Origin of the sequence: Rhizobium sp. F40D2 (genome assembly GCF_051810745.2) — a bacterium.
In the GTDB taxonomy this organism is placed as follows: Bacteria; Pseudomonadota; Alphaproteobacteria; order Rhizobiales; family Rhizobiaceae; genus Rhizobium.
The window spans coordinates 3,270,310-3,295,224 of the sequence record NZ_CM131436.1; the positions used below are offsets into that span (position 1 = coordinate 3,270,310).

A 24,915-nucleotide genomic window follows, 5' to 3' on the forward strand; every position below is an offset into this window, starting at 1 on the left:
CTGCCATCATAATCGGGCTCCATGCTTCGAATTGTCTGCGGGCGTGTCCTTCGGATAGTCCGTTCAAGTCAGCAAGCGATGCGAAGCTGGAGCGGCAAAGTCCCTTCATGAGGTCGGTCGTTGACACCTATTCCTGTACGGGCGCTTTGTCGCGCGAGCCCCGGGATGGCCATCCCGGGGCTCGATCCCAGCTTCTCCTGCAGTAAAGCATAGATTTGAGAGACAATTCCTGTGGCCTCAGGCTTCGCCCGAGGCCATAGGAATGAGGGAGATTGGGGAAACCTTCCCGCTAGATTTTCTCGCCTTGTGTCGAGGATCGGCTGCCTTATCGACCGGTTGCAGATGCTTGGGGCACAAGCCCGAGCATGGCGAAAGGAGTGTCAGCCCTGATCAATCAGTTGCCCCAGCCAATTTGGAACCGATCGAATCGAACCTCGCTCAACGGCTGGTCGGAGGGGCCTAGCCTTACCGAACGAAGAACGAGACGGAGCTCCGGGGAATAGTATTGTTCAAAAACAATCGGAGGCAATTCCGTCAGTTCCAGACGGCTGTTGATGGCCCAAACTTTGTAGGAACAAGATGCAATAGTTTCCTCTGCCAAGCCGTCGAACCGAATAAAAGTCGTGCCCGAAACGGATTTCTTGCCATTGATGAAAAGCGTAGTGTCGGATTGCCAGTTCTTCTTCTGTGGCAGATCGTCCAACGCAATCGCATTTGCGTATTTCAGCTCATGCGTCCCGTTGGGACCAACTCTCTTTTCGACGAGCAAGGGGTGCAAATATACAGCCGACACCGGCTGCAACGAACCGTCGCGCTCCATCAGCCGTTGTTCGGCGAGACGCGGGCCGTCGGGCTTGTAGAATACGGAATAGAAAGGCGCTTCTCTGGTCAGCAGCACGCCCTGTTTGGTCTCATTGGCGGTTAAGCAATTGCCAAAGGCTGGTACCGCCAATGTTATTCCAACCAGTAGCGACAAACTTCTTAGCAAGATCGACATCCTAGATTCCCCTCTTCCAAGTCCGCTACCACCGTGCTTGGGTGAAATTGGGGAGATCGAGTCTAGTCGCCGGCCCGGAACTCGCCCACAGCCTGACCGAACTCGGCCTCATCGACGCGTATTGGAACTGCCTGCACCCGGTCGTGGTGGGGCAGGGGAAGTCCCATTTCGCGGGGCCTCGCCCTCCGCGTCAGTCGAAAATCCATTCACCATACCAAGACACCCGCGATAAACCCTAATCTCACAACCCCACGCCCAACCCTCCCAAACACCGGCATTTCCGCACTCGCCGCCCGCTAATTTCAACCTTCCTTAAACGCCCGCCCCATAGCGTGCCCTCTGAAATCGAGGGCCTCTTCCATGTTTACCGTTCTGACGTGCGTTGCCGAGCAGCATGATCTCACGCTGGTCGCGCTTGCGGGTCTGATCTGCTTTCTCGCCAGCCATTGCGCGCTTGTTCTGCTGCATCGGGCGACCCTGTCCGATGGCGCGGTTCGGTGGGTGTGGCTGGTCACGGCGGGGGCGGCTGGCGGTTTCGGCATCTGGGCCACGCATTTCATCGCCATGCTGGCCTACGATCCCGGTGTCGTCGTCGGCTATCACGCCGGATTGACGCTGGTCTCGCTGCTGGTCGCGATCGTGGCGACAACGGCGGCAGTTGCCGCCAAGATCGCCTATGACAGATGGGTGGCGAACGTCCTGGCGGGCGTGCTCTTCGGCGTCGGTATCTGGTCTATGCATTTCGCCGGCATGTTGGCGATCGAATTCCCCGGTGAAATCTCGTGGGATACGGGCTTCGTGACGGCCTCGGTCGTTCTCGGCGTGGCGTTTTCGGTCGCTGCCTTTCGATTTGCCGGCCGGAGCGGCCGGTCGACTTTGCGTAAGCTGGCGCCGACGGTTCTCTTGACGCTTGGCGTCGTCGCCCTTCATTTCACCGCAATGGCGGGAGTGACGGTCATTCCCGGGATCATTGCGCTCAATCCCGCCATGCTTCTTTCGCCGGCGCTGATGGCGGTGACGATCGCCGCCGTCACCTTTTCGCTGCTGGCGGCGGGTTTTGCGGCCGCCATCTTCGCCGTGCGCTCGCAGGCCAAGACGGCCGGAGCGGAGCGCAATTTCAAGCTCCTGGTGCAGGGGTGACCGACTACGCGATCTATATGCTCGATCCGGATGGCAAGGTCAGCAACTGGAATGCCGGCGCCGAGCGCGCCAAGGGCTATAGTGCCGACGAGATCGTCGGCAAGGATTTCTCGCTGTTCTATTCGCAGGAGGATCGCCGCAAAGGCCTTCCGCAGCGGGCGCTTCAGACCGCCCGCAGCGAAGGCAAGTTCGAGGCCCAGGGGTGGCGTTATCGCAAGGACGGCTCCTCCTTCTGGGCCCATGTCGTCATCGACCCCATCTACGACGAGGCCGGCGAACTGATCGGCTATGCGAAGATCACCAAGGACAACAGCAAGCAGAAGGCGGATGCCGACCGGATCGAGGAGGTCACCCGCAACCTCGACGTCGCGCTCGAAAATATCGGGCAGGGCATCTGCATGTTCGACAAGGACGAGCGCCTGTTGCTTTGCAACAAACGCTATCTGGAAATCTTCCGGTTCCCCGAGGGATCGGTGCGTCCCGGCATGGTCTACCGGCAGATCGTCGAGATCGGCTATGCCGCCAATACGGAGGATCCCGGCGAGGCGGCCGCGCGGGCCGAGGCGCATTATACCAGGAACATGGCGCTGATCAGATCAGGCGCCGGCAGCGCGGTTCACAAATATCCGAGCGGCATATCCATCCAGCAGAATGTCAACATGCTGCCCAATGGCGGCTGGGTCGTCACCTTCGAAGACATCACCGATCGCCTGAAATCCGAGGAGCAGGTTGCCTTCCTTGCCAAGCATGACGGGCTGACGGGTCTGCCGAACCGGCTGCAGTTCGGCGAGAGCGTCTCCGAGGAAATGATGATCGCGGATCGGGTGAGGGGCAACGTCGCCGTCATCGGCATCGATCTCGACAAATTCAAGGAGATCAACGACCAGCACGGGCACGGCACCGGCGACAAGGTGCTTGTCGAACTGGCGCGGCGTCTCGACGAAGCGCGGCAGGAGGGCGAGTTCATCGCCCGGTTCGGCGGAGACGAGTTCGCGGCAACCAAGCGCTTCGATGAGCTGAGCGCGCTCCACGATTTCATCGGACGGCTGGAAGGCGCGCTGACCGGGACGGTCACGATCGACGGCTTCGAGATCAAGACCGGCGCCAGCCTCGGCGTGGCGGTTTATCCGAGCGACGCCGCAGGCGTCGACGGCCTTCTCGCCAATGCCGACCTTGCCATGTACCGCGCCAAACAATCCTTGCTGCAGAAGGTCTGCTTTTACGAGGCTGCGATGGACGAGCATGCGCGCCGCCGCCGCTCGCTCGCCAAGGACCTCTGGGCCTCGATCGACCGCAACCAGCTGCATCTGCACTATCAGGTGCAGAAATCGGTGCGGACGGGCGAGATCACCGGCTACGAAGTTCTGCTGCGATGGCGGCATCATGAACGCGGCAATATCCCGCCGATGGATTTCATCGGCCTTGCCGAGGAATGCGGCGCGATCCTGCCGATCGGGGAATGGGTGCTCAGGGAAGCCTGCCGCGAGGCGGCGAGCTGGAACAACAGCCACAAGATCGCCGTCAACCTGTCGCCGATCCAGCTCGGCCACGCCGATATGGCGGCCATCATATCAGAGATCCTTGCGGAAACCGGCCTGAACCCCCGGCGTCTCGAAATCGAGATCACCGAAAGCTCGATCATCGTCGACAAGGACAAGGCCTTGCGGACGATGCGGCAGATCAAGGCGCTCGGCGTGTCGATCGCCATCGACGACTTCGGCACCGGTTATTCCTCACTGGAAACGCTGCGCTCCTTCCCCTTCGACAAGATCAAACTCGACAAGAGCTTTATGGCCGAGGTCGAAACCAGCCCGCAGTCAAAAGCAATCGTCCGCGCCATCCTGGCGCTTGGCCGCAGCCTCGAGGTGCCGGTGCTCGCCGAAGGCGTGGAAACGCAGGCGCAGCTCGACACGCTGCTGGAAGAGCAATGCGACGAGGCGCAGGGTTATCTCCTTGGCAAGCCACAGGCGATGGGCGAGCCGGCGATTGATAAGGCGGCTTGAGGTGGCGATACGCCTATCAGGTTCGCAGCGATAACTGCCCCTCACCCTAACCCTCTCCCCGCAAACGGGGCGGGGGACATGCCATGCAAGAGGTTTGTGGGGGAACGGAGAGCTTGCGGCTTGCCCCCTTCACCCTGCATGCCGGCAGGCGGATGTGGGGCTGCCCTCATCGATCTCCCGAAACTGCTCAAAAAAAGAGAGCATTCCGTTACTCAAACAAAGACGGAAATGCTCTCGTAGTCTGGCGCGCAACATAACCGATTAGCTGCGCACCTCACGCAACCCACTGGTGGCTATTCGTCTGACGTCGCCGGCGCGGCGTTTTCCAGCGAGGTGCGGATTTGATCGATCTTACCGTTCGCATCGCCCACGCCCAGAATGGTCTTGGCTTCAGCCAGGACCGCCGGGCTCACCTGACCGGATTTCGTTGCGGAAGCCAATGCGTCCTCCAGCGCCGCGTCCCCAAGCAGAGGATCGGTGTCTGTGGGCTCGATTCCGTTGTCGATTTCATACTGGGCATAGGCCACGGCATAGGCCGAGATGGCCGTCATGCGTGGGTCCGAGGTATGCATCAACGCCCTGTAATTCCGCTTCAAGGAGTTCAGGCCCGCAAGCTGCGCCGAAAGGTTTTTCTCTTTTGTGGCGACGACGACCCTATCTGTTTTTACCGACTTGGACTTGCCTACCGCTTGGGAGGACTTGCCTCTCAAGTCTGTCGATTTGGAGCCGCTATTGGCTGAACCTCTGCCTTGGTTGTCGCTGCCATGGCTGCCGCTGTTTCCATTGCCTCCGCCATTGCCGCCGCCGTTACCACCACCGTTGCCGCCGCCATTGCCACCACCGTTTCCACCGCCCTTCGCCAGCGCGGCCATATCAATACCGGCAATCGTGACCGGCCCTGCGGCAAGAGCCAGCGAGAGCACAGCCAGGGACGCTAAGGTTGCTATCCGCATCGTTTTCCTCCGGATCAGATCAACAGGCGCCGTGCAGTTCCACGACGTAAGCAGTTGTGAAGATTAAACTGCGATCGCATTCTGCACATCGGACTGAGGTCTGGTGCCGTGCCACGGCTATGGTCTTAGGGAGCCGCCGGCTAAGCTGAGTTGATGAGGGTGGAGGGGTGTGCGGGCCCGATGAAGCATCCGAGACGCGGCGGCTTGTAAGCCGGCGAGTTTGGCTGGCAAGCCAGCCCCACTCTCCGTCGTCCTCGGCCTTGAGCCGAGGACCCACGCCACGGTGTGGTCGATATCGTGTGTGGAAGCTCGGCTCAAGGCCTAGCACGACGGAGGGAGGGCGGGCACAAACATCTATTCACGGCGCGCAAAGTCGGTTCTGACCACCGGCGTGCCGGCCGCCATCGTCGCGGCGAACCTGGGGGCGACGCGGGAGGATCGAGTGGGGAAACATCGTATGCGCTACACCGTGTGAGCGGAGGATTGGGCGCGTGGACGCCACCTCACACTCCTCATTCCTGTGCTCGTCACAGGAATGAGGGTGGAGACATGGGTGCCTTGAGGCGCGGACGCCCCGACTCACGCCAAGCGCAAATCAAGAAGCGGATGCAGTTTCTTGAGGTTCGGGAGGGATTTGGCTTGCCAGGGATATTGGTGCGTGCCTTTGACGACCAGCAGCAGGTCGCCCATCTTTCTGGCTTCGATGGTCAACTTGGCCAGGAGATTTATGCCGGAGGAATTGAGGAACTCGAGACCCGTTAGGTTGAACGTCACCTGTTTGTGCCCGTCGTGGAGCAAGCCGGAGATCAAGGAATAGATCGGTGCATAGGCGTCCGGTCCGGCCAGCCGGAATACGCCGTCGAAATAGACTTCGTTCTGTTCCGCCCATACACGGAAGTTTTCGTCGCTGATTTCCATTCTTCGCTCACGGATTGGAGGAGGGCGGCATTGCCACGGCTGCAGTCGTCGTCAGGATAATACGCTCATCATTATACTCTTCGAATGCCCATGCCATTTTTGCGTCATAATCGCTCAGAAGGGTGAGCAAGCCCAAGCCGGAACCACTTGCAGAGGATATGGCGTTGGTTTCGATTTGCTCAAGAAGAAGTTCTCCGGGATCCTTCGATTGCAGGCGGTGCAGCAGTTGCTGAAAGCGCGAGGCTGTCGCGCCGTCGATGGTGTTCTTTACCCGTATCAGAAAGCTCCCCTCGGATATGCCGGCTTCAATGAGGATCTCACCCGGCTGTCGAAACTTGACGGCGTTTTCGATCAGCTCGTTGCTGAGGTAGCCGATGTCATGATGCGCCTGCATGTAGTCTTTTTTTGAACGTAAAAAGGGCAGGGCCATGACCTCAGCGATGAAGTCGGCCGTCATGCCCGAGTGCTTCCATCCAAGCTGAAGCGGTCCATCGGTCAAGGTGAGGCGCGTGCCCGAATCCAGGCTTATGTCAGTCAGAGATTCGATGCCGTATACCGTTGGCGTCATGTCTTACCTGTGCCGTACTGCAAGAAGCGTGATGTCATCATATATCTTCTGCGATCCGATAAAGAGCATGAGTGTCGCCACAATTTCGGAAACGACTTTCTCAGCGCTCAGATCCTTCAAGCGCACGGCTTCGCAGCACAGCCGGTCCATGCCGAACAATTCTCCGGCGTCGTTGACGGCTTCCGTGACGCCATCCGTATGCAAGAGTATGAGATCCCCCTTTTCGAACGCGATCTCACGGGTTTTGATGAAGGCGGAGATATCGGCCTCCAGCCCGATCGGTATGCCCAGATCCATGGTGTCTATGCGTTCGACCTCGCCGTTTGCCCTGACGACGACAACTTCCTCGTGTTGCCCCGACAGGATCATCTCTTTTCCGTCGTAGTCAAGAAATGCCAGGGTGAGGTGCTTATCGATTTTCGTCCTGACGATATTTTTAAACAGGGCGCTGTTCAGATGTGTCAGAAACTCCACGGCATCGGTGTTTCCGGCTTCCTGCAGGGCGCGGGCGACGGACTGAACCATCAGCATCAACACGCCGCTCTCCAGCCCGTGCCCGGTGACGTCGCCGATGCCGATCTTCAGCCGGCTGCCATTCTTCAAGACGTCGTAATAATCGCCGCCGACTTCTTCCGCAGGTCTCATATAGGCGGCGATCTCGAGCGCCTGAAAGTCCTCGAGCTCCTGATCCAGCGGAAGAACCATCAGCTGGATTCTTTCGGCGACGGCGAGCTCCGTTCCAAGACGTCTGTTTTCTCGCTGCAGTTGCGCGTTCAGCGTCGAAATCTCTTCCTTCGCATCTTCGATTTGAGCGGTTCGCTCTTCGACGAGCTGCTCGAGATTTTCGGTGTGATAGCTGATCTCTTCGGCCATGCGATTGAATGCTTCACCGGCCTCACCGACTTCATCCCTGCTCGATATGGCCACCCTGACCGAATAATCCTTTGCCTGGATTCGTTTGGCAGCACCTGCCAGAGCGCTGATCCCGCTGGTTATTCGTTTCGATGCCGCAAAGACCGCGATCGTCACGATCAGCAGCGACATCAGGATCGCCAGAATTTGGTAGAGGACGATCCGGTTCGTCGCTTCGGAAATCTTCGCCTGGGCGGCATAAAGCGAGGCATCGATTTCGCGCTCGGGTACGACCACCCCAAGCAACATCGCCTCTTGGCGAACCGGGCCACTGACCCAGAGATTGGTCGCAGGCAGTTTCTTGACGATGGCGATATAGGGGACCTCGTTGCCGTCCTGCTGCAACAGCAGGTGCTGAATGCCCTGTTCTCGGTCAAGAGCCAGTTTGGCGATGGCAGGCTGGGAGCTTCCCTTTAGGGAGCGCTCCAGGCCGGTCAAGGCGCCGGCTCCACTCGCATCGCTCGCAGAACGCAGACCAAGGGTTTTTTCTCCTGTGCTGTTGATCGCCACAACGTTTCCGTCGGACATTGCGAGAAATCCAAAGCCGGATTGGGCCACTTTCACATTCTCAACAATCTGCGCGAGCTGGTCGAGCGTGATATCGGCGCCGGCCGTCCCGGCGACATCCTGCCTGTCGGCTGTCCATAGGGGATGAAAGAAACTGACGATCAACTTGCCGGTAATGGCGTCCGTGTAGGGCGCTGTCTGGGTGATGTCGCCCGCGACCGGCCGCGTCTTTATATCCTTGGCCCAGCCCTGCCAGGATTCGTAAAGTCCTGGGAAAAAGAAATCCCAGAAATTGGCCTCGTTATGGCCGGGATAAAGGCGGTCGAAGGTCTGGGCCTGGTCGGTATAGGGCGCCGTTCTGAAGATCGGCCGGTCTTTCGAGCCGATGTAATACATCTGCAGCTTCGAAGCCCCGTGCTGCAGCAGGCTCGGCGCAACAAGATCCAGAACCGCGCTCGTGCGGATATCGCTCTCTACGTCGGGTCGTGGCTGCCGGTCTTGTCCGAGCAGGTAACCCCAGACGCTGACGACCGAGACCGAGCCCGGAGCGTTCTGAGCCCACTTCCCCTGCGGATCGTAGGAAAGGCTGACGCTGCCGGGAGATGTGCGGGCAATCGCCGCGCCAACGTCCGAATTGCGCGCGGGATCGTCGATCTGCGCCTGGAGCACGCCCGCCAGCGTACTGACGTCGCTATGAACCTGCCGCAGCAGCAAACTCACCTGTGCTGCGGTCGAATCCGCATAGGTGCGGATGTATTCCTGGCTTGCCGCTTCGAGACCCTGGCCGACCTCGAGCGTTGCGTCGCGCGACAGTCTCTGAACGTTCCAAAGCGCCAGCCCGCCGCTGACCAGCAGGTCGAAGAGGACGGCTCCGCCGACGACCAGGATGAACTTTGCCCGAAAGCCTATGCCTGCCGGTCTTTTCAGTGATCGCCCCCCATCATTGTGGCTTTCGACCGGAAGCCGCCCAGATCGGCCAGCCTGCATAACCTTTGGGGTGAAGGGCGGCAAAGACGTGATCTTTGAACCCTTGCCGGAACCTGCGGATAAAATCCGCCGAGTCGCCGCGCCGGACCGCCATCTCGCCGGCATAGACATTTTCCCAGGCTTCGATGATGTCGGCGAAGTCCTGAGGATCCCCGTCGAGGTTCGTCACCATAAAGCAATCGACCTTGATGGCATCGAAGCCCGCATCGGCAAGCAGATGCCGGCTTTTCGGCCCCATCTCGACATCCATGTCGAAGTGCCTGAACAGCTTGGCGACTTCCTCGTAAGTCCATTTGATCGTTTCCGCATGCGGCTCGCCCAGGCAATGCGAATTTTTCTCGTTGGTGATGTAGACACGGCCGCCGGGCTTGCAGATGCGGTAAAGCTCGCGCAGCAGCATCTCGGGACGGTTGAAAATCTGAAGCGAATGCCGGCAGGTCACAAAGTCGAACTGATTGTCCCGAAGCAGCATCTGAGAGGCGTCGCCATAGGTATACTCGATCCCCTGCAGATCGAAGTCGGCGGCGACCCTGCGGGCATAGTCGAGGCTGCGTACGGAGTGATCGAGCGCGACAAGCCGTTCCGGTTTGAATTCCCGTTGAACCAAAGCGGCGAAATCACCAATTCCGCAACAGATATCCGCCATCACAAGGCCGTTGCGCAGGCCGTGGCGTGGCAGCAGCTCGCGTTCGTGCCTCCATGTCATTTTCGTCTGGGTGCGCAGGATGGGAATGAAACTCTCATCCTCGACAAAGGTCTGGCCTGGATAAAACGCCGAATCGTAGACTTCTACCGACAGGTTTGGCTGTGATGCGGCCAAGGTCTGGAACAACGAGGTCGACCAGGCCACCACGCTCGACGTTATGATGACGATCTTCCGTTCCGGCCTTGTCCGGCAGTGTGCCGTCAGAATTTCGGAGAGTGCTGTAAAGGCCGTCATGTTGATGTGCGTTAGACGTTTGACGTTCAGGTAAATGACGCCGCTGTATTGTTCCAAGCTTTGCCGCACCAGCTTGAGAGCATCGGCAATCTCGTTTGGACTTTCGGGCCGCATCTTGCCGGACAGCAGCAGCTCCTGATTTGTCGGATCGAAATGGACGGTGAAGGGGCGGGCAAGCAGGTTCATTGGAAATCCTCGGCCGAGGGGAAATCTGCGATGATCTGCATCCCGCGGGCACCGTCTTGCTCAATTCGGATAGCGGCGCGGCATATCGTGGCCAGATCTTTGAGCAAAATCGTCCCGTCGGACTTCAGGTCAGGCCCGGCGCCCGGGAGAGGCTGGCGTTCACTTGGCCTCATACCAGTGCTTTCGCGGTCCTCGCGGGCAAAGGCAATTCTCAGCCGGTTGGACGTCGCGCCGCGATAGAGACTGAAACTTATCCTTCCCGGCTCACCGGTCGAGCGGAAAGCAAGTTCAACGAGCTCGTTGGCCGCGACGGAAAGAAAATTCGAATATCGAGCCGGGTCGCTGTGACCTTGCCCGAGAATGTCGGAGAGATATTCGGTAATCCTGTCGCAAAACTGCCACTGAGATTTGAATGTCGCAACATTCAATTCCAGCGATACCATCGGCGCCAATGGGTGGTCATCGAAGCCAGATGCTTGCTCTTCCAATACAGCCTCCATCAGTTTGTCTGGAGTGTCAGATGCCCTCAAAAAAGCACGGCGAAAAATCTCTCGTGCTATACCAGCGCGTGGCTCACGGATGTTTCAGCGCGGTTGATGAATTCGCCGATCGCCTCGACCGGAAGCGGCCTGCTCACCAGATAGCCCTGAAGCCTGTCGCAGCCCACACCGTGTAGCCATTCTGCCTGAGCCGGCGTCTCGACCCCTTCGGCCGTCACCTGCATGTCGAGGCCATGTGCGAGGTTGACGATACAGCGGACGATCGTCTGGCTTTTCGGATCGCTTTCCAGATCGGTGATGAAGTATTTGTCGATTTTGATCGTGTCGAAAGGGAATGTCTTGAGATAGCTGAGCGAAGAATATTCGGTCCCGAAATCATCCAGCGAGATTCGTATCCCCAGCACGTTGAGCGTATTCAGCGTGTCGATATTGTTGACGGTCCGCTCCAGCAGTACGCTTTCGGTAATCTCAAGCTCCAGACGCTCGGGCGGAAGTCCGACCAAGTCCAGCGTCTGCGATATGCGATCCGTGAGGCCGCTCGTCAAGAATTCTGCCGCCGAGACATTGACGGCCACGATGTAATTCTCAGGCCACTTCATCGCTTCGCGGCATGCCTGCTCCAAAACCCATGCGCCGATGTCAGGCATCATTCCATCGGCCTCGGCCATCGGAATGAATGCCGCCGGTGGAATTTTTCCAAGCAGCGGGTGGTGCCATCTCAGCAACGCTTCGAAGCCGACGATGCAGCCGCCTTCGGCAAGGGGTTGGTACTCGACGAAGAATTGCTGTTGGTCCAAAGCCATGCGCAGGCTGCGGCGCAACAGTTCGCGTTGTTCGAGCAATTCCAGCATTGCTGGATCGAAGGCCTTTGCCCGACCGCGCCCCTCCTGCTTGGCGGCATAAAGCGCAAGGTCGGACGCCTTCATCAGCTGCTCCGGATCGTTTCCATCCGGAGGAGCTGTGGATATGCCGATACTGGTGCCGACAAAGACCGCGATGCCATCTATCTTGAAGGGCTTTTTGAATGCGGCAACCAAAGTTTCCGCCAATCGATACGCTTTGGCCGGATGTCCAGAACCCCTTGAAATGACGGTGAATTCGTCGCCTGCCAGTCGATAGGCTCTGTCATCGCTGGTCAGGCAATCTTGAATACGCCTTGCGGCAAATTGAAGAAGCTTGTCACCGGCCGGATGCCCAAGCGTATCGTTGACCGGCTTGAAATCGTCAAGGTCGAGCTGCATCAGAGACAGGGTCTCGTTTGAACCTGTGGTCTGCTTCAACAGCACCGCGAGGTCGTCACTAAACTGGCGCCGGTTCGGCAGTCCCGTCAGCGGATCGTGGGTCGCCAGATGCAGAAGGGTTGCCCGCTCATCGTCAACAAGCTCGTCGGAGCGAACCACGGCAAACAGTTCTCCGATCCGATAGATCGTCAGCCCGTGCGACCCGGGCCCGCCCAGATCGCCCGATATTCGCAATGGCTGGGCACTGTCATCCAAGGAGCGGAAAGCGAGCGAAATCGCCGATTTGTCCAGCTGTGGAAAATGCTCCCAAAGTGACGCGGCCGGTTTGACGGAAGCAGGCAGCTCATTGCCAAACAAACTCTCGACGGGATTGAAGTCGCGGTCAAAGAACAAAAGCCGGTCGATCGAAGTCGAAGCTTCTGCCTGTGTTTGTCCGAGGGCCGAGCCGGCCGCACGAATTTTCCGCATCTCGGGCCTCTCCCAGTCGAATGTCCTAACCAGATATCGTAGCAAATCAACTGTCGCACAACCTTTGCACGTCAAGATTTACATTAGGCACCCCTGATTAACAATCCCAAACCTCTGCCGACACGCTTACGATGTGGGGCACACTACACTGATCCAACAGGGGATTTGCACGATCGGGACGCTGAGTAACGGGATTCAGGCAGTGGCAGCCCAAAGCTCATGCACCATCTGCCGCAGCGCCAGGGCCTCAGCCCATCTGTCGGTCGAGTCGTTGCCGTCTTTGCCGGTGATCGCATAGGGTTTGGGACCCAGCTCGCAGGTAAAGATCAGCTCGGCGTCCTCGGCGGCGCGGGATCGCCAGTGGCGAAAACCATACTTCCACCACTCAAGGAAGAGGTCGACCCAGGGCCGGTGGTGCGGAAAGGAGATCTCGATCTGCACCTGTTCACGCGAGGCAACCCGACCGTGAAATGCGTGGGCGTTCTGCAGGATGCGCCGGATCAGAGCGTGGTTCTCCTCATCGACCGGAAAGGCGAACTCGCGGCCGACGAGGAAATGCGACAGGTCGGCCAGCAGCGGCAGGTCCGGACGCTGTTCGAGCAGATCCAGCGTAAAGAACAGGTCCGCGGTCATCCTGTCGCGATGTGTTTCGATGAACACGGGAATGCCGGCATCTTCAGCGAGCCGCATCCAGCCATCGAGCAGCGGCAGGCAGGCATCGACGCGGCGCGGGCGGATATCGGGCTGCAGGTTGATGTGGCTGATCGGAAACTCCGCGGCCAGTTCCAGCGGCAGTCGCAGATCCTCGACACAGCGAGGGAAGCAGACCCCTTCGATCTTCAAGCCGTTGCCCCGGATGGCCTCGTCGAGGGCAGCGACATCGCCGCGGTTGGTGTAATGCGCGCTGATGCCGTCGAAGCCTGCCTCGGAGATCATCGCGATGTTCTCGTCGAGTGTGCGCTCGAACCCATCCGTTTGCCGGCGTTCCATGGCCCAAAGCGATTGGAAGATCAGCAGTCTCTGTGTCATGCGGCCCGCGCGCTCTTCAGAAGGGTTTTCAGGTTCACCCGAGGGTCGGCCAAATCAGCGGGCGGGGGGCTTGAACCTGCGGCAATCAGCATCTCGGCAAGCTTGATGTCTCTGGCCACGCCATTGCCGATGCCAAGGCCTGCGGCTGCCACGAGGCGCCCGTCATCGAGATAAAATTCGACCTCGCCTTCCGCGACCGAACGTTGGACGGTTCGATGGGCGGGCTGCGGCAGTCCTGCCACCTGGAGGCCGAGATCGTACTGGTCGGACCAGAACCAGGGGAGGGCGCTAAAGGTCTCGGCGGCACCGGCCATGTTTCGCGCCGCGGTTTCGGCCTGCATCCTGGCGTTCCGCCAGCTTTCATAGCGAACATGTCCTCCACCCGGCTCAGCCACCGCCGCGCAATCGCCTGAGGCGAAGACGTTCGGCGCACTGGTGCGAAGACAGGTGTCCGTCAGGATCCCGTTGCCTGTCGCCAGTCCCGCTGCTTCCGCCAAAGCGATGTCAGGCAGGACGCCGATGGCGCTGACGACGAGATCGGCATGAACCAGGCTGCCATCGGTCAGGGTGACGCCGTCGTCGCTGATCGCTGCAACGCCCCGGTCGAGGTGAAAGTGCACCCCTTCCGCAGCATGTCTGACGTGCAGCCTTTCGGCAAAGCGGGCAGGGACGGCGCGACCCAAAGGTTTCGGGGCCGCTTCGATCACGTTGACCGCGACGTCCCTTCCGCGGAGGACAGCTGCAAGTTCCATCCCGATCAGGCCGGCGCCGATGATCGCCACGCTCCGGCCCGGCGCAACACGGGAGAAGATCGTTTCGGCGTCGGCGTGGGTGCGGAAGTCGAATGCATGCGCCGCACCGGGGCATGTGAGCCGTCTCGGCCGCGCGCCGGTCGCCAGAAGCAGCTTTTCGTAGCGCAGCACCCGCCCGTCGGTCAAGCGCACCGTTCCGGCTCCGGTATCGAGCTCGGCGGCCGACAGGCCCTTGAGATAGGCAATGCCGGCCGCTTCCAGCGCGTCTGCCGCGCAGATCAGCTTCATCTGCACCGCATCATTCACGGTCTTCGACAGGGGTGGCCGCTCATAGGGCAGATGCGGCTCGGCTCCGACCAACGTGACGGATCCGCGATAGCCTGCCTCACGCAGGGCAAAGGCTGCCCGGGTGCCGGCTTCGCCCGCACCGATGATGACGATGCCGTCCATGTTTTCTCCGTGGAAAGAGCGGCCGGCGCTCGTGAGGACATAAAAACCAACGCCGGAAGCGCGGCGCAGATCCGGGCGACATGCATCAAGCCAGAGCCACGCGAACCACTCCGTCGATCACCTCTGCCGGATAGGTTTTCAGATTTTCGCAAGCGGGGAGCCTGAGCGCCTCGCCGGTGCGATAGTCGAAGGCGCCGGAATGTTTCGGACATTCCACCTCGAAATCCATCACCAGTCCGTCGGCGAGATGGATCGCCTCGTGGGTGCAGAGCCCGGCGGTGCAGTAGACGCTGTCATCCGGACCACGGTAGATCGCGTAGGTGCGCCCGCCATGGTCGAAGCGGATGGCGCCTTCCTGTTCGATGTCGTCGAGTTTGCCAGCGGAAACCCAGGTCATTCGGCGGCTCCCCCGACTTCAAGGCGGGCCTTGCGGGCCGCCAATTTTTCCTTCCGCCTGCGGTAACGTTCCTGCATCTGCGCTTCGCCCTCGGGCGAGCCGTTGTGCCAGGTGCCGAACCATTTATCGAGCGGGATCAGCGCGTCGCCGTAGTTCACCTCGAAATATTTGTGGTGGAGGTAATGGGCATAGGCGTGGCTATCGACCAGTTGCTCCTTACCGATCTCGACCTTGTCGAAGCCGACATGGCCGGGAATTGCCCCGAAACCGGCATAATGCAGCTGGTAGAGCATGATGATCGGGTTGGAGGGCAGGAACAGATGGTAGAACGCCGTTCCGAAATAGAGCAGATGCTCGATTGGATGCATCGACAGCGACGACCAGGGGGAAGGGTTCACCGAATTGTGGTGGACCGAGTGCACCCATTTGTAGAGCAAGGGCGTGTGGATCAGCCGGTGTATGCAGAAAAAGTGGAACTCGTGAATGATCGGCACCACGAGCGCGACGAGCGCCAGCGTCCATGGATTTTCCGCAAAACGCAGCCACGGCGCGTAGCCATTGGCATAGGCCCAGAGCATGCCCACCTCGACGGCGGTCCAGATCGTCACGCCTGACAGGAAGGTGCGCAGAATATTGTCGAGGTTCTGGCTTTCGAACCAGAAGGCGTTGCTCCTGTGGTCGGCCGGGAACTTGCCATTGTACTTGAAGCGGTTTTCCTGCCGCTTCAACACGTAGAGATGCAGTTCGAAGGCGCCGTAGAACAGGAAGACCGCGACGGCGTTCACCGCATAGAGCCAGGCGATCCAGCCGATGCTGAGCGTGCGCATCGTTTCCACCGGCGGAATGACCCAGGCCCAATAACCGACAGCGGAGGCGGCAAAAATCAGGTTCCAGGGAAAGAAGTAATGCGGCAGCCATTTCAGGACCGCCATTAGCCGCGGCGGAAAGGCGAAAAGCGGCGCAGTCTCCACCGGCTGGTCCGGCGCCCAATCGCCGCGCTTGTTGCGCTTGCCGTATTTCAGATCATCCATTGGCATCTCCTCCGCCCCGCATCTCTCTGCTGACTGGAAATTAGCAGGGACGCTCGTGAATGCCGAAGCCTTCCTTGATCTGATTAGATCAAAGCGCTTCCTTGGTGATGGTAATAAAACGGATCGGTGCCTGATCCGGTTTGATATCGGTCAAGCCAATCCGGCGCAGGATGAGATCGAGCGATCGCCTGGCCTGCGCCTCGGGCGCCTGGTCGAGGACCACATCCATGATGCCGTCCTGCAAGGCGCTGCGCGTATAATCGGTGAGTTCGTGGCCGACGAAGAAGATGCCGCGTTCGCGCGCATGCCGCCGCAGCACATTGATCAGCGCGGAATTGCCGCCGCCGGCATTGTAGAGGCCGGCAAGGTCCGGATACATCCGCAAGGCCGACGACAGGAGTTCAGCGCCGAGATGCTCTTCGTCGAGACCGAAGCCCAGGTACTCGAAGCTGGTGGCACCGGGATGCTCGAGAAAATAGTCCGAAAAACCGCGGATGCGATCGCGGTGCACCTGATAGATCGGATGGCAGATCGCAAAGACCGGACCGCTCCGGCGTGCCATCCGGCTGATGAAGAGCGCGGCCGTCCGGCCGGCGGCATAATTGTCGATGCCGACGAATTCACCTGTCCGTTCCGAGGCGCGGGTGACGACGTGAACCACCGGCAAGCCTTGGGCGCTGACCTTCTCGACAGCCGCGCCGATCACCGGATTGCTCGGCACCGCCAGGATCAGGCCGGCGCGCCGCAGGCCGGCCGATAAGATACGGCGCGCGATTTCTTCCGGCTTCATCTCTTCGGTAAAGCTGCGATGCACGATGACCAGCGGGTCGAGGGTCGCCGCGATTCTCTCGAATGCTGCGGAGAGCCGCTGATAGAAGGTCGTTTCAGGACGCACCATCAACACCTCTATCCGCAGCAGGCCGCGATGGGTGTCCGGGAGCTTGCGGGGATAATCCAGAGCGCGGGCGGCAATGATCACCTTCTCGACCAGCTCCGGGCGTACGCCCCCGCGTCCGTTCAGAACCCGTTCGACCGTGGCCGTCCCGACGCCGGCATGGCGGGCGATGTCCCGATAATTCGGCTTGCTCACTTTTCAGGTCCCTGGAAAGGCCAACGCGATCGGATCGATCCTACGGGCAATCCGTCCTTCTTCATACACCAGAGCCTCAGAAGTCACAGAAGCTGATTGGCCGGCACCAATGGCGGAAGGGAGAGCTTGTGTCGCGGGTGCAGGCGATCTATGATTTCTTCCAATTCAGCATGAGATTGCAGGCAGTATTTCACCGTTAAACCGGACGCGGGAGAGTTTGTCCTCCGGCCGGCCGAAGGAGCTGGGCAATGAAAATTCTCATGGTTCTCACATCGCATGATCAGCTGGGAAATACCGGCAAGAAGACCGGATTCTGGCTCGAGGAGCTCGCCGCCCCTTATTTCGTCTTCCGTGATGCCGGGGCCGAGGTCGTGCTCGCTTCGCCCAAAGGAGGTCAGCCTCCGCTTGATCCGAAGAGCAACGAGCCGGCGTTTCAGACCGAAGACACGCGACGGTTTGAACGCGACCCGTCGGCGACGGCTGCGCTCGCCAACACGCTAAAACTGTCTGACATCGACCAGGCCGATTACGACACCGTGTTCTTTCCCGGCGGTCATGGCCCGCTCTGGGATCTGACGAACGACCGCAACGCCCACGCGATCATCGAGGAGACGCTTGCTGCGGGAAAACCGCTGGCGCTCGTCTGTCACGCGCCGGGGATCCTGACCAAGGTCAAGGCTCCGGACGGCGGGCCGATCGCCAAGGGTCGGACGCTGACCGGCTTTACCAATTCCGAGGAGGCCGCCGTGCAGCTCGTCAAGGTCGTGCCCTACCTGCTAGAAGACGTGCTGAGAGAGCAGGGGGCGAAGTTTTCGACGACGGCAGACTGGGCGGTGCATGTCGTCCAGGATGATCAGCTGATTACCGGGCAGAACCCGGCCTCATCGAAGCAGGCCGCACGGCTGCTGCTGCATGCGCTGGGCAAGCAGGACGCGGCCTGAGGCGTAGGGGCGAGCACCGCCGCCGATCTTGAAACGGATGAAGGACCCCGGCATGGGTAGGAAATATACCGGAAAATGTGCTTGCGGCGCGGTGCGGTTCGGCTTCGACACAGATCCGACCTTCGTCGCGGACTGCCATTGTCTGGATTGCAAGAAAGCTTCGGGCGGCGAGGCGGCCACCTTCTTTGCCGTGCCGCAGGATGATTTCACCCTAACTGCCGGCAAAGCGAAGGCGTTTCACTACATCGCCGATTCCGGCAAGGGGCTCGATCGCAACTTCTGCGCCGATTGCGGTGCAAGGTTGTTCAGCAGCAACCTCGAAAGCTTTCCTGGTCTGGTCTTCGTCACCCTTGGCAGCCTGGATCGGCCTGAGCTGATACAGCCGGGGGTCGAGATGTTCACCAAACGGCGGCTGGCTTGGGCAACGCCCCTTCACCTTCCGCAATTCGAAGGCATGCCGAGCTGACGGCCGCACGGCCCCAAGCGATTTTTCTTGAAGAAAAGAACGATCCCGTGTCGGATCGGCGAAGGCTTGTCCGTCCTTAGCGCGTTCATTCCGTCCATCACAAGGGATCACCACCATGCCGAACACCATACGCCTGCACCGCGTTTTCGCGACCAGCCCGGAAAAGGTCTATCGCGCCTTCATCGAGGCGGACGCGCTTGCCAAGTGGCTGCCACCGAACGGCTTTCTGTGCACCGTGCATCATATGGAGCCGGTCGTCGGCGGCACGTTCAGAATGTCGTTCCGCAATTTCACGACCGGCAACAGCCATGCCTTCGGCGGCGAATTCCGCGAACTCGTCCCGGGTGAACGCGTCCGCTACACCGACAAGTTCGACGATCCGAACCTACCGGGGGAAATGGAAGTCACCGTGACGCTGAAGAAAGTCTCGGTCGGCACCGAGGTTGATATCACCCAGGCAGGCGTACCCGACCTCATCCCGCCGGAGGCTTGTTATCTTGGCTGGCAGGAGTCTCTGAAAAACCTCGCCAGGGTGATCGAGCCCGATATCCAGGAATAGCGCGATTGCGCCAGGGTTGAATTCGACAGGCTTACCCGGCATCCTCATCTCCGTCCTTGGGTCAAAAGCCCGAGAACGGAAATGAAGAAAGAGACGTGGGGCTTCACGACAACAGTTGGCGGTGATATCGCCACCACGTAAGCTGGCGGCACGCGCCGCTCAATTGCTCCCGTCGTTCGGCCGCGCCTTGGCGCTGTCGTTGCTGCTGTCCGAGGCAGTTTTGCCGTCGGGCTGCTGACCGAAATATGTGCCGCCGAGGTGGCCGCCGGCGCTGGTGTTTTTGACCTGCTGTTCGGCGCGTTTCTGTAGTTCACGGACGTTGGTCTTGCTCATCTTCGGCTCCCTGTTCGAGGTTGCGACCTCGGGACAACCAATGGGGAACGACACTGTTCCATATTTTCTGCGGGAACAGTTGGCGCCTTTCCCGGTTTTTCCTCCTCAACCAAGGAGAAACGATGATGGGCATGACGACCCCCAAAGATGGTGCTCCCGGCACCACAGATCAGTCTCCCCGATGGGAAGGCCCGAAGGGAAACACCCCGCGCGGCTATCTCAAAGCCAAAGACGATCCGGACCGCGATCGCGACGCCAAGGGCGAAAACAACCGCGATCCCGAGACCAAGGATCTCGGCGATGCGCTGAAGCAGAAGGGTGAATGAGATGGCCAACCCTGAGAAAGACGCGGCCGGCCAGTTCGCCAAATCCCGCGCCGACAGGAAGAGCACCGGCGTTGCTAGCGCCAAGCCGACCGTCATCACCGGCTCCGAAGATGCAACAGTGCACAAGAACCCGCCCGGCAAGAAGAAGCCGCAGAAGGATTGGGACATCAACTACGATCCCGCCGATATGAATGAGGGGCGGATGCGGTAGGCGAAGAGTTCCCCTTTGAGTCTGGAGGCAAGCCGACCCCGGCTTTCGGCTTGTTGGGGGCGGCGATGCTCCTGCGGGTAGGCGTGAGGATGAGCTCTTAAAAATAAGCCGCGTGGTCAATATCGGCGAGCAGGTCCGGCTGGGTGGGCTGCCAGTTGAGGAGCGCGCGGGTGTGCTCGCTCGACGTTGGCACGTCGAAGCCCGCGAACATCGCGAACCAGCCGAAATGCTCAGCCGCTTCCTCGCGCGACTTCGAGACCACCGGAACATTGAGCCGCCGGCCGATCACCTCGGCGATCTTCCGGAACGGCACGCCCTCCTCGGCGACCGCGAGGAAAGGGCCGCCCACGGCGCCGCGCTCCAGCGCCAGCCGATAGAGGCGGGCGGCATCTAGCCTGTGCACCGCCGGCCAGCGGTTCTGCCCTTCGCCAATATAGGCCGAAACACCCGTCCGCCGGGCGAAATCAATCAGGATCGGCACGAAACCGTGGTCGCCGTGGCCATGCACCGAAGGCGGAAGCCGGACGGTGGAGGCGCGCACCCCGCGTGCCGCAAGCGATACCGCGGTGATTTCGGAGGCGCGGGGATAGGTCTCTGTGGTGGGCATGGGCGGATCTTTCTCGGTGCCGACGCGGCCGGGCGCATGGCCGAGGCCTGCCGTGACCAGTAGGGGACGGCTGGAGCCTTGCAGAGCTTCACCGAGCGCCTCGATGGCGCGCCGGTCGAGGGCGCAGTTTTCGGCGAATTTCGAGAAATCATGATTGAAGCCGGTGTGGATGACGCCATCGGCCTCGGCGGCGCCGCGCTTCAGGCTCTCCACATCCTCGAACGTGCCGCGATGGACCGCAGCGCCGGCGGCCGCCAAGTCCTCAGCTCCTTTTTCGGAGCGGGTGAGGCCTAGCACCTGGTGTCCGCCAGCGATCAATTCACTGACGACGGCCGAGCCAACCCAGCCGGTTGCTCCGGTTACGAATACGCGCATATCAACCTCTCCTGTTTTGCTGGAGACAGATATCGACCGTCCTGCTATCATGGTAAAGTAGTGAGATTATCATGGTATAGTGACTAACAGGATGAGCGAGTTCGTCACCTCCGAAAACCGGCTGGGCGCCTATCTCAAGGACCGCCGCGCCAAGCTCGATCCGGCCGCGCTCGGCTTTGCCGGCGAGCGTCGCCGCACGCCGAAGCTGCGCCGCGAGGAGGTGGCAGGCCGCGCCAATATCAGCCCCACCTGGTACACCTGGCTGGAGCAGGGGCGCGGCGGCGCGCCGTCGGCCGACGTGCTCGACCGGATATCGCGGGCGCTGATGCTGACCGATATCGAGCGCGAGCATCTTTTCCTCATCGGCCTCGGCCGCCCGCCCGAGGTGCGCTACTACAGGCAAAACGGGGTGACGCCTAGGCTGCAGGGCGTGCTCGATGCACTGGACCCGAGCCCGGCGCTGATCCGCAACGCCATCTGGGACGTGATTGCCTGGAACCGGGCGGCAACCGTGCTGCTTACCGACTACAGCGCACTGCCGCCGGAAGAACGCAACGTGCTGCGCTTCATCTTCCTCGACCCGCGCGTGCGCGCAGCCCAGCACGACTGGGAAAGTGTTGCCCGCTTCGTCGTCGCCGCCTTCCGTGTGGACGCGGCCCGCGCGGGTGCTGCGGCCGAGGTCGAGCCCTTGGTCGATGAACTCTGCCGCAAGAGCCCCGATTTCCTGGCGATGTGGCGCGATAACGACGTGCGCATCCACGGCGAAGGCGCCAAACACATCAAGCATCCGGTGCTGGGGCTGCTCTCCTTCGAATATTCGGCATTTCAGGTAGACGGGCGGCCGGATCTCAGCATGGTGGTGTATAATCCGGCGACGGTTGAGGATGCGGAGAAGATCAGGGGTCTGGTAGGCTGACGATCCTATTCGGTTCTTTGCCAGTCGGCGCTATCATGGCTGTCGCCGTCGGGAATTTTCAGATACTAGCGTTGCCACGCGCTCATAGCGCTCGACCCGGACAAATCTGCAGTCATGCTGTGGATCGATGCGCGATTTGAGCCGCGCGATGGGGGATTTCAATGAATTATCGTGCCGCGCCCGTCATCGACCAGTCGGCATCCGCCCCTCAGCGTACCTGAGCCTGGTATTCCCAGGCGATACGACCAAATTGTAAAAATCTAAAATACTACCAATAATAGAAAAACATTTGACCTTCTCCTGTAATGGCTGTTTTCTCCCAATCGACCAAGGCGAATGGATCTTGAAGGAGATATCCATGACAGTGTTTGCAAAACCTGTGGCGGTCGATGATTACCACACCGTTTACGAGAGCGACGTTATTTCAGGCAATCTGCTGGATAACGATATATCAGCGGCCAGCGGCAATAAGTTTCTCGACTTCTTCGACGGCGAAAGGGTTCTCGCCAAGAAGGATGGGCAGGTCACCGATATCGTGGGTGAGCACGGGACGTTCCACGTCAAGGCTGACGGCTCCTATACCTATACGTTGAGTGAGGCCGCCAAGGCGGGTTTCGTCGATGGAATGACGCTGACCGAGACGATCGGCTACAAGATCTCAGATGGCGCCGGCAATACGGATGTCGGCCATTTCACGCTTGATATTCACGGGGTCACCAGTCCGCCGGTCGCGGTCGACGACGCCTTCTCCTTCCGTGAAGGCAGTGAAATCGCCGGCAACGTGCTTGCCAATGATCACGCCGGAGAGGCCGGCACACTCTTCCTGCGTTCGGTCGAGGGCACGAATGTCGGAACCGGCCAGGGGCAGACGACCGCCGTCGCCGGTGAATTCGGCACCTTCCATCTCTTGGCGGACGGAAGCTTCACTTACGATCTCGATCCGGCCGTGAAGGCGGGTCTTAACGACGGCGAGCATGTCACCGAGAAGCTCCAATATTACAAGGTCTCAGACGGCGCCGGTCACGCGGATGCCGGCGTGATCTCGCTGACCGTGGACGGCGTGACGGACGGCAAGTCGTTGAACACCAATCATGTCGAGACACAGGCGGATGTGGTGCGCCCCTTCATGGACCATTACGAACTCCAGGGGGTTGCGGTCGATCCGCAAACGGGCAAGTTTTACGTCAGTTCCGGCCATGGTTTCCCGGATGATTCCATGGTGTATATTTACGACAACGCCGCCGCATTTGAAGCCGACAACGCCAGCGGCGCCATCTCTCTTGGCGAATATGACCTTGGTGAATATGACGTCGGCGGAACCTATTTTTCGGTCCGCGGCGGCGAGATCATCGGAAGAACCAACGAAGTCAGAGGCGAAGGCCCTTTCCCCGATCAGACCTATCTCGCAAAGTGGGATGCCGCCGACGGATCGCTCGATCAGCGGGGCGACCCAATTCCCGGCCTTATCGGCGAGAATGGGGCGGGTACGTTCGACTGGGGCGGATTCACGGCCGTCAATACGATGCAGGATCTGACCGGCATTTACGTCGTTGGTCGCATCGATGATGTGAGCTGGCAGGTGTCCAAAATCGATCCCGACACGCTGAACCCGATCGAATCCAAGACTTTCGCCGCCGGTGGGCTGGGATACGGCTTTGCCGTCGACGGCACGTTCTTCTTCGGCGATTCCTTCGGCAGCGAGCATATCGGCACGGCATTCGATTTCGAAACCGGGGTCAAGACAGCAATCGATGTCAACATCGCCATATCAGGAGACGACTCCATAACCAACGTGGTCTATGACGCGGCGGCGGATTCGATTTACATCACCAACTCTGAGACCGACGAAATCTCCGTGGTGCACAACATCTCGGACATATTATTCGTCTGACGGGCCTTAACCGTATGACGTCGCCCCGTCCGTTTGTACCGGGCGACGTCTAGTCGACAGCGGCGGGCCACTACTGCAGGGTGCGCGTCTGGATTTGCTCTGCGGCTGGCTGAGAGGCGGAGGCGGGCACGCCGCCGCCTTCCAGGCCGGTTGCCACGACCGAGACGCGGAACCTGCCGTCAAGGCTGCGGTCGAAGATGGCTCCGACGACGATGTCGGCGTCTTCCTGCACCTCGTCGCGAATGCGGCTTGCCGCTTCGTCGACTTCGAACAGCGTCATATCCGAACCGCCGGAGATCGAGATCAGCACGCCCCTGGCGCCCTTCATCGAGATATCGTCGAGCAGCGGGTTGGCAATTGCCGCTTCCGCCGCCTTCATCGCGCGGCTTTCACCGGAGGCTTCGCCAGTGCCCATCATGGCGCGGCCCATGCCGCGCATGACCGACTTCACGTCGGCAAAATCGAGGTTGATCAGGCCTTCCTTGACGATGAGATCGGTGATGCAGCCAACGCCGGCATAGAGCACGCGGTCGGCCGTCATGAAGGCATCGGCAAACGTGGTTTTCGCATCGGCGATGCGGAACAGGTTCTGGTTGGGGATGACGATGACCGTATCGGCCGCCTGGCGAAGCGCCTCAATGCCGATTTCCGCCATTCTCATGCGGCGGTTGCCTTCGAAGGTAAAGGGCTTGGTGACGACGCCGACCGTCAGGATGCCAGCCGCACGTGCGGCGCGGGCGATGACGGGTGCTGCGCCCGTGCCCGTTCCGCCGCCCATGCCGGCGGTGACGAAGCACATGTGCGAGCCGGCCAGGTGATCCATGATCTCATCGATCGATTCCTCGGCCGCCGCATGGCCGACCTCCGGCAGGGAACCGGCGCCGAGACCCTCGGTCACATTGGCGCCGAGCTGGATACGGCGCGTCGCCTTGGACGTGGCGAGCACCTGCGCGTCGGTATTTGCGGCGACGAATTCGACGCCTGCCAGGTTTTCCGCGATCATATTGTTGATCGCATTGCCACCACCACCACCGACGCCGATCACAGTAATGTGCGGCCGCAGTCCCGAAATGCCGCCCTTGGCGTCCGTCATCGCGCTCTCCTTTGATGCTTCGTTCACGCCACGCCCTCGTCGCGGATAGCGAATCGGCGCCTAGAATAGCCGCCCAACAAGGCGGAGGCGAGGCGAAAGACGTCTCGGCGAGAGCGGCTGCCAGGGAG

The 24,915-nt window shown here is 60.3% G+C and carries 23 protein-coding genes and 1 pseudogene; 8 read left to right on the plus strand and 16 right to left on the minus strand.

From position 1 onward, the window contains the following. Positions 1 to 394: 394 nt before the first annotated feature. Positions 395 to 997 carry a hypothetical protein gene (locus tag ACS4RS_RS15670; protein WP_439010239.1) on the minus strand — a complete coding sequence of 201 codons (603 nt, stop codon included), beginning with the start codon at positions 995 to 997 and terminating at the stop codon, positions 395 to 397. 360 nt (positions 998 to 1,357) lie between these two features. Here ACS4RS_RS15670 and ACS4RS_RS15675 point away from each other — a divergent pair. Beyond that, positions 1,358 to 4,140: pseudogene (locus ACS4RS_RS15675) on the plus strand (bifunctional diguanylate cyclase/phosphodiesterase). A 293-nt stretch (positions 4,141 to 4,433) separates the two neighbouring features. On the opposite strand, the gene ACS4RS_RS15680 reads toward ACS4RS_RS15675, so the two are convergent. The 12 genes from ACS4RS_RS15680 to ACS4RS_RS15735 form a co-directional block, all read right to left on the minus strand. Next, positions 4,434 to 5,093 carry a hypothetical protein gene (locus ACS4RS_RS15680; RefSeq protein ID WP_439010237.1) on the minus strand — a complete coding sequence of 220 codons (660 nt, stop codon included), beginning with the start codon at positions 5,091 to 5,093 and terminating at the stop codon, positions 4,434 to 4,436. A 579-nt stretch (positions 5,094 to 5,672) separates the two neighbouring features. Then, positions 5,673 to 6,011, minus strand: coding sequence for a slr1659 superfamily regulator (locus ACS4RS_RS15685; protein WP_003564563.1), 339 nt, complete (start codon positions 6,009 to 6,011; stop codon positions 5,673 to 5,675). 7 nt (positions 6,012 to 6,018) lie between these two features. Beyond that, positions 6,019 to 6,579: a slr1658 superfamily regulator gene (locus ACS4RS_RS15690; protein ID WP_449313720.1), complete on the minus strand. Its 561-nt coding sequence runs from the start codon at positions 6,577 to 6,579 to the stop codon at positions 6,019 to 6,021. Positions 6,580 to 6,582: 3 nt separating this feature from the next. Beyond that, a complete protein-coding gene (locus tag ACS4RS_RS15695) occupies positions 6,583 to 8,985 on the minus strand; it encodes a SpoIIE family protein phosphatase (protein ID WP_449313721.1) in 2,403 nt (800 codons plus the stop codon). After that, entirely contained in the window at positions 8,939 to 10,111 is a 1,173-nt protein-coding gene (locus tag ACS4RS_RS15700; RefSeq protein ID WP_439010235.1) for a methyltransferase domain-containing protein, read from the minus strand. The genes ACS4RS_RS15695 and ACS4RS_RS15700 overlap by 47 nt, the downstream gene beginning before the upstream one ends. Further along, entirely contained in the window at positions 10,108 to 10,611 is a 504-nt protein-coding gene (locus ACS4RS_RS15705) for a hypothetical protein (RefSeq protein ID WP_439010234.1), read from the minus strand. Before ACS4RS_RS15705 ends, ACS4RS_RS15700 begins: the two co-directional genes overlap by 4 nt. Before the next feature lie 56 nt (positions 10,612 to 10,667). Continuing rightward, complete coding sequence (locus tag ACS4RS_RS15710) at positions 10,668 to 12,320, minus strand: EAL domain-containing protein (RefSeq protein WP_439010233.1); 1,653 nt, start codon at positions 12,318 to 12,320, stop codon at positions 10,668 to 10,670. A 195-nt stretch (positions 12,321 to 12,515) separates the two neighbouring features. Further along, positions 12,516 to 13,349 carry a sugar phosphate isomerase/epimerase family protein gene (locus ACS4RS_RS15715; RefSeq protein WP_439010232.1) on the minus strand — a complete coding sequence of 278 codons (834 nt, stop codon included), beginning with the start codon at positions 13,347 to 13,349 and terminating at the stop codon, positions 12,516 to 12,518. Beyond that, positions 13,346 to 14,551, minus strand: a complete 1,206-nt coding sequence (locus tag ACS4RS_RS15720) for an FAD-dependent oxidoreductase (protein ID WP_439010231.1) — start codon at positions 14,549 to 14,551, stop codon at positions 13,346 to 13,348. Before ACS4RS_RS15720 ends, ACS4RS_RS15715 begins: the two co-directional genes overlap by 4 nt. Positions 14,552 to 14,636: 85 nt before the next feature. Next, positions 14,637 to 14,948 carry a MocE family 2Fe-2S type ferredoxin gene (locus ACS4RS_RS15725; RefSeq protein ID WP_439010230.1) on the minus strand — a complete coding sequence of 104 codons (312 nt, stop codon included), beginning with the start codon at positions 14,946 to 14,948 and terminating at the stop codon, positions 14,637 to 14,639. Next, positions 14,945 to 15,979: a sterol desaturase family protein gene (locus ACS4RS_RS15730; protein ID WP_439010229.1), complete on the minus strand. Its 1,035-nt coding sequence runs from the start codon at positions 15,977 to 15,979 to the stop codon at positions 14,945 to 14,947. Before ACS4RS_RS15730 ends, ACS4RS_RS15725 begins: the two co-directional genes overlap by 4 nt. Before the next feature lie 88 nt (positions 15,980 to 16,067). Further along, on the minus strand, positions 16,068 to 17,069 hold the full coding sequence (locus tag ACS4RS_RS15735; protein WP_439010228.1) for a substrate-binding domain-containing protein: 1,002 nt from the start codon (positions 17,067 to 17,069) through the stop codon (positions 16,068 to 16,070). 248 nt (positions 17,070 to 17,317) lie between these two features. Between ACS4RS_RS15735 and ACS4RS_RS15740 the strand changes: the two genes are divergently transcribed. The 3 genes from ACS4RS_RS15740 to ACS4RS_RS15750 all read left to right on the plus strand — a co-directional run bounded on the left by ACS4RS_RS15740 (position 17,318) and on the right by ACS4RS_RS15750 (position 19,035). After that, positions 17,318 to 18,010 (plus strand): DJ-1/PfpI family protein, encoded by a 693-nt coding sequence (locus ACS4RS_RS15740; protein WP_439010227.1) that lies wholly within the window; start codon positions 17,318 to 17,320, stop codon positions 18,008 to 18,010. 52 nt (positions 18,011 to 18,062) lie between these two features. Then, positions 18,063 to 18,476: a GFA family protein gene (locus ACS4RS_RS15745; protein ID WP_439010226.1), complete on the plus strand. Its 414-nt coding sequence runs from the start codon at positions 18,063 to 18,065 to the stop codon at positions 18,474 to 18,476. A gap of 115 nt (positions 18,477 to 18,591) precedes the next feature. After that, entirely contained in the window at positions 18,592 to 19,035 is a 444-nt protein-coding gene (locus ACS4RS_RS15750; RefSeq protein ID WP_183855247.1) for an SRPBCC family protein, read from the plus strand. A gap of 159 nt (positions 19,036 to 19,194) precedes the next feature. Here the strand turns inward: ACS4RS_RS15750 and ACS4RS_RS15755 are convergent, their stop codons facing one another. Continuing rightward, positions 19,195 to 19,368: a hypothetical protein gene (locus ACS4RS_RS15755; protein ID WP_003593709.1), complete on the minus strand. Its 174-nt coding sequence runs from the start codon at positions 19,366 to 19,368 to the stop codon at positions 19,195 to 19,197. A gap of 125 nt (positions 19,369 to 19,493) precedes the next feature. On the opposite strand from ACS4RS_RS15755, the gene ACS4RS_RS15760 reads away from it, so the two are divergent. Then, positions 19,494 to 19,694, plus strand: a complete 201-nt coding sequence (locus tag ACS4RS_RS15760) for a hypothetical protein (protein ID WP_012558107.1) — start codon at positions 19,494 to 19,496, stop codon at positions 19,692 to 19,694. 1 nt (position 19,695) lies between these two features. After that, positions 19,696 to 19,905, plus strand: a complete 210-nt coding sequence (locus ACS4RS_RS15765; RefSeq protein WP_183779541.1) for a hypothetical protein — start codon at positions 19,696 to 19,698, stop codon at positions 19,903 to 19,905. A 97-nt stretch (positions 19,906 to 20,002) separates the two neighbouring features. Here the strand turns inward: ACS4RS_RS15765 and ACS4RS_RS15770 are convergent, their stop codons facing one another. Further along, a complete protein-coding gene (locus ACS4RS_RS15770; RefSeq protein ID WP_439010225.1) occupies positions 20,003 to 20,887 on the minus strand; it encodes an SDR family oxidoreductase in 885 nt (294 codons plus the stop codon). Positions 20,888 to 20,978: 91 nt separating this feature from the next. On the opposite strand from ACS4RS_RS15770, the gene ACS4RS_RS15775 reads away from it, so the two are divergent. Together ACS4RS_RS15775 and ACS4RS_RS15780 are read left to right on the plus strand one after the other, a co-directional pair. Continuing rightward, positions 20,979 to 21,803, plus strand: a complete 825-nt coding sequence (locus tag ACS4RS_RS15775; RefSeq protein ID WP_449313722.1) for a helix-turn-helix transcriptional regulator — start codon at positions 20,979 to 20,981, stop codon at positions 21,801 to 21,803. A gap of 358 nt (positions 21,804 to 22,161) precedes the next feature. Then, complete coding sequence (locus tag ACS4RS_RS15780; RefSeq protein ID WP_439010223.1) at positions 22,162 to 23,694, plus strand: Ig-like domain-containing protein; 1,533 nt, start codon at positions 22,162 to 22,164, stop codon at positions 23,692 to 23,694. 70 nt (positions 23,695 to 23,764) lie between these two features. On the opposite strand, the gene ftsZ is transcribed toward ACS4RS_RS15780, so the two are convergent. After that, on the minus strand, positions 23,765 to 24,787 hold the full coding sequence (gene ftsZ / locus ACS4RS_RS15785; protein WP_439010222.1) for a cell division protein FtsZ: 1,023 nt from the start codon (positions 24,785 to 24,787) through the stop codon (positions 23,765 to 23,767). Between the last annotated feature and the right edge of the window lie 128 nt (positions 24,788 to 24,915).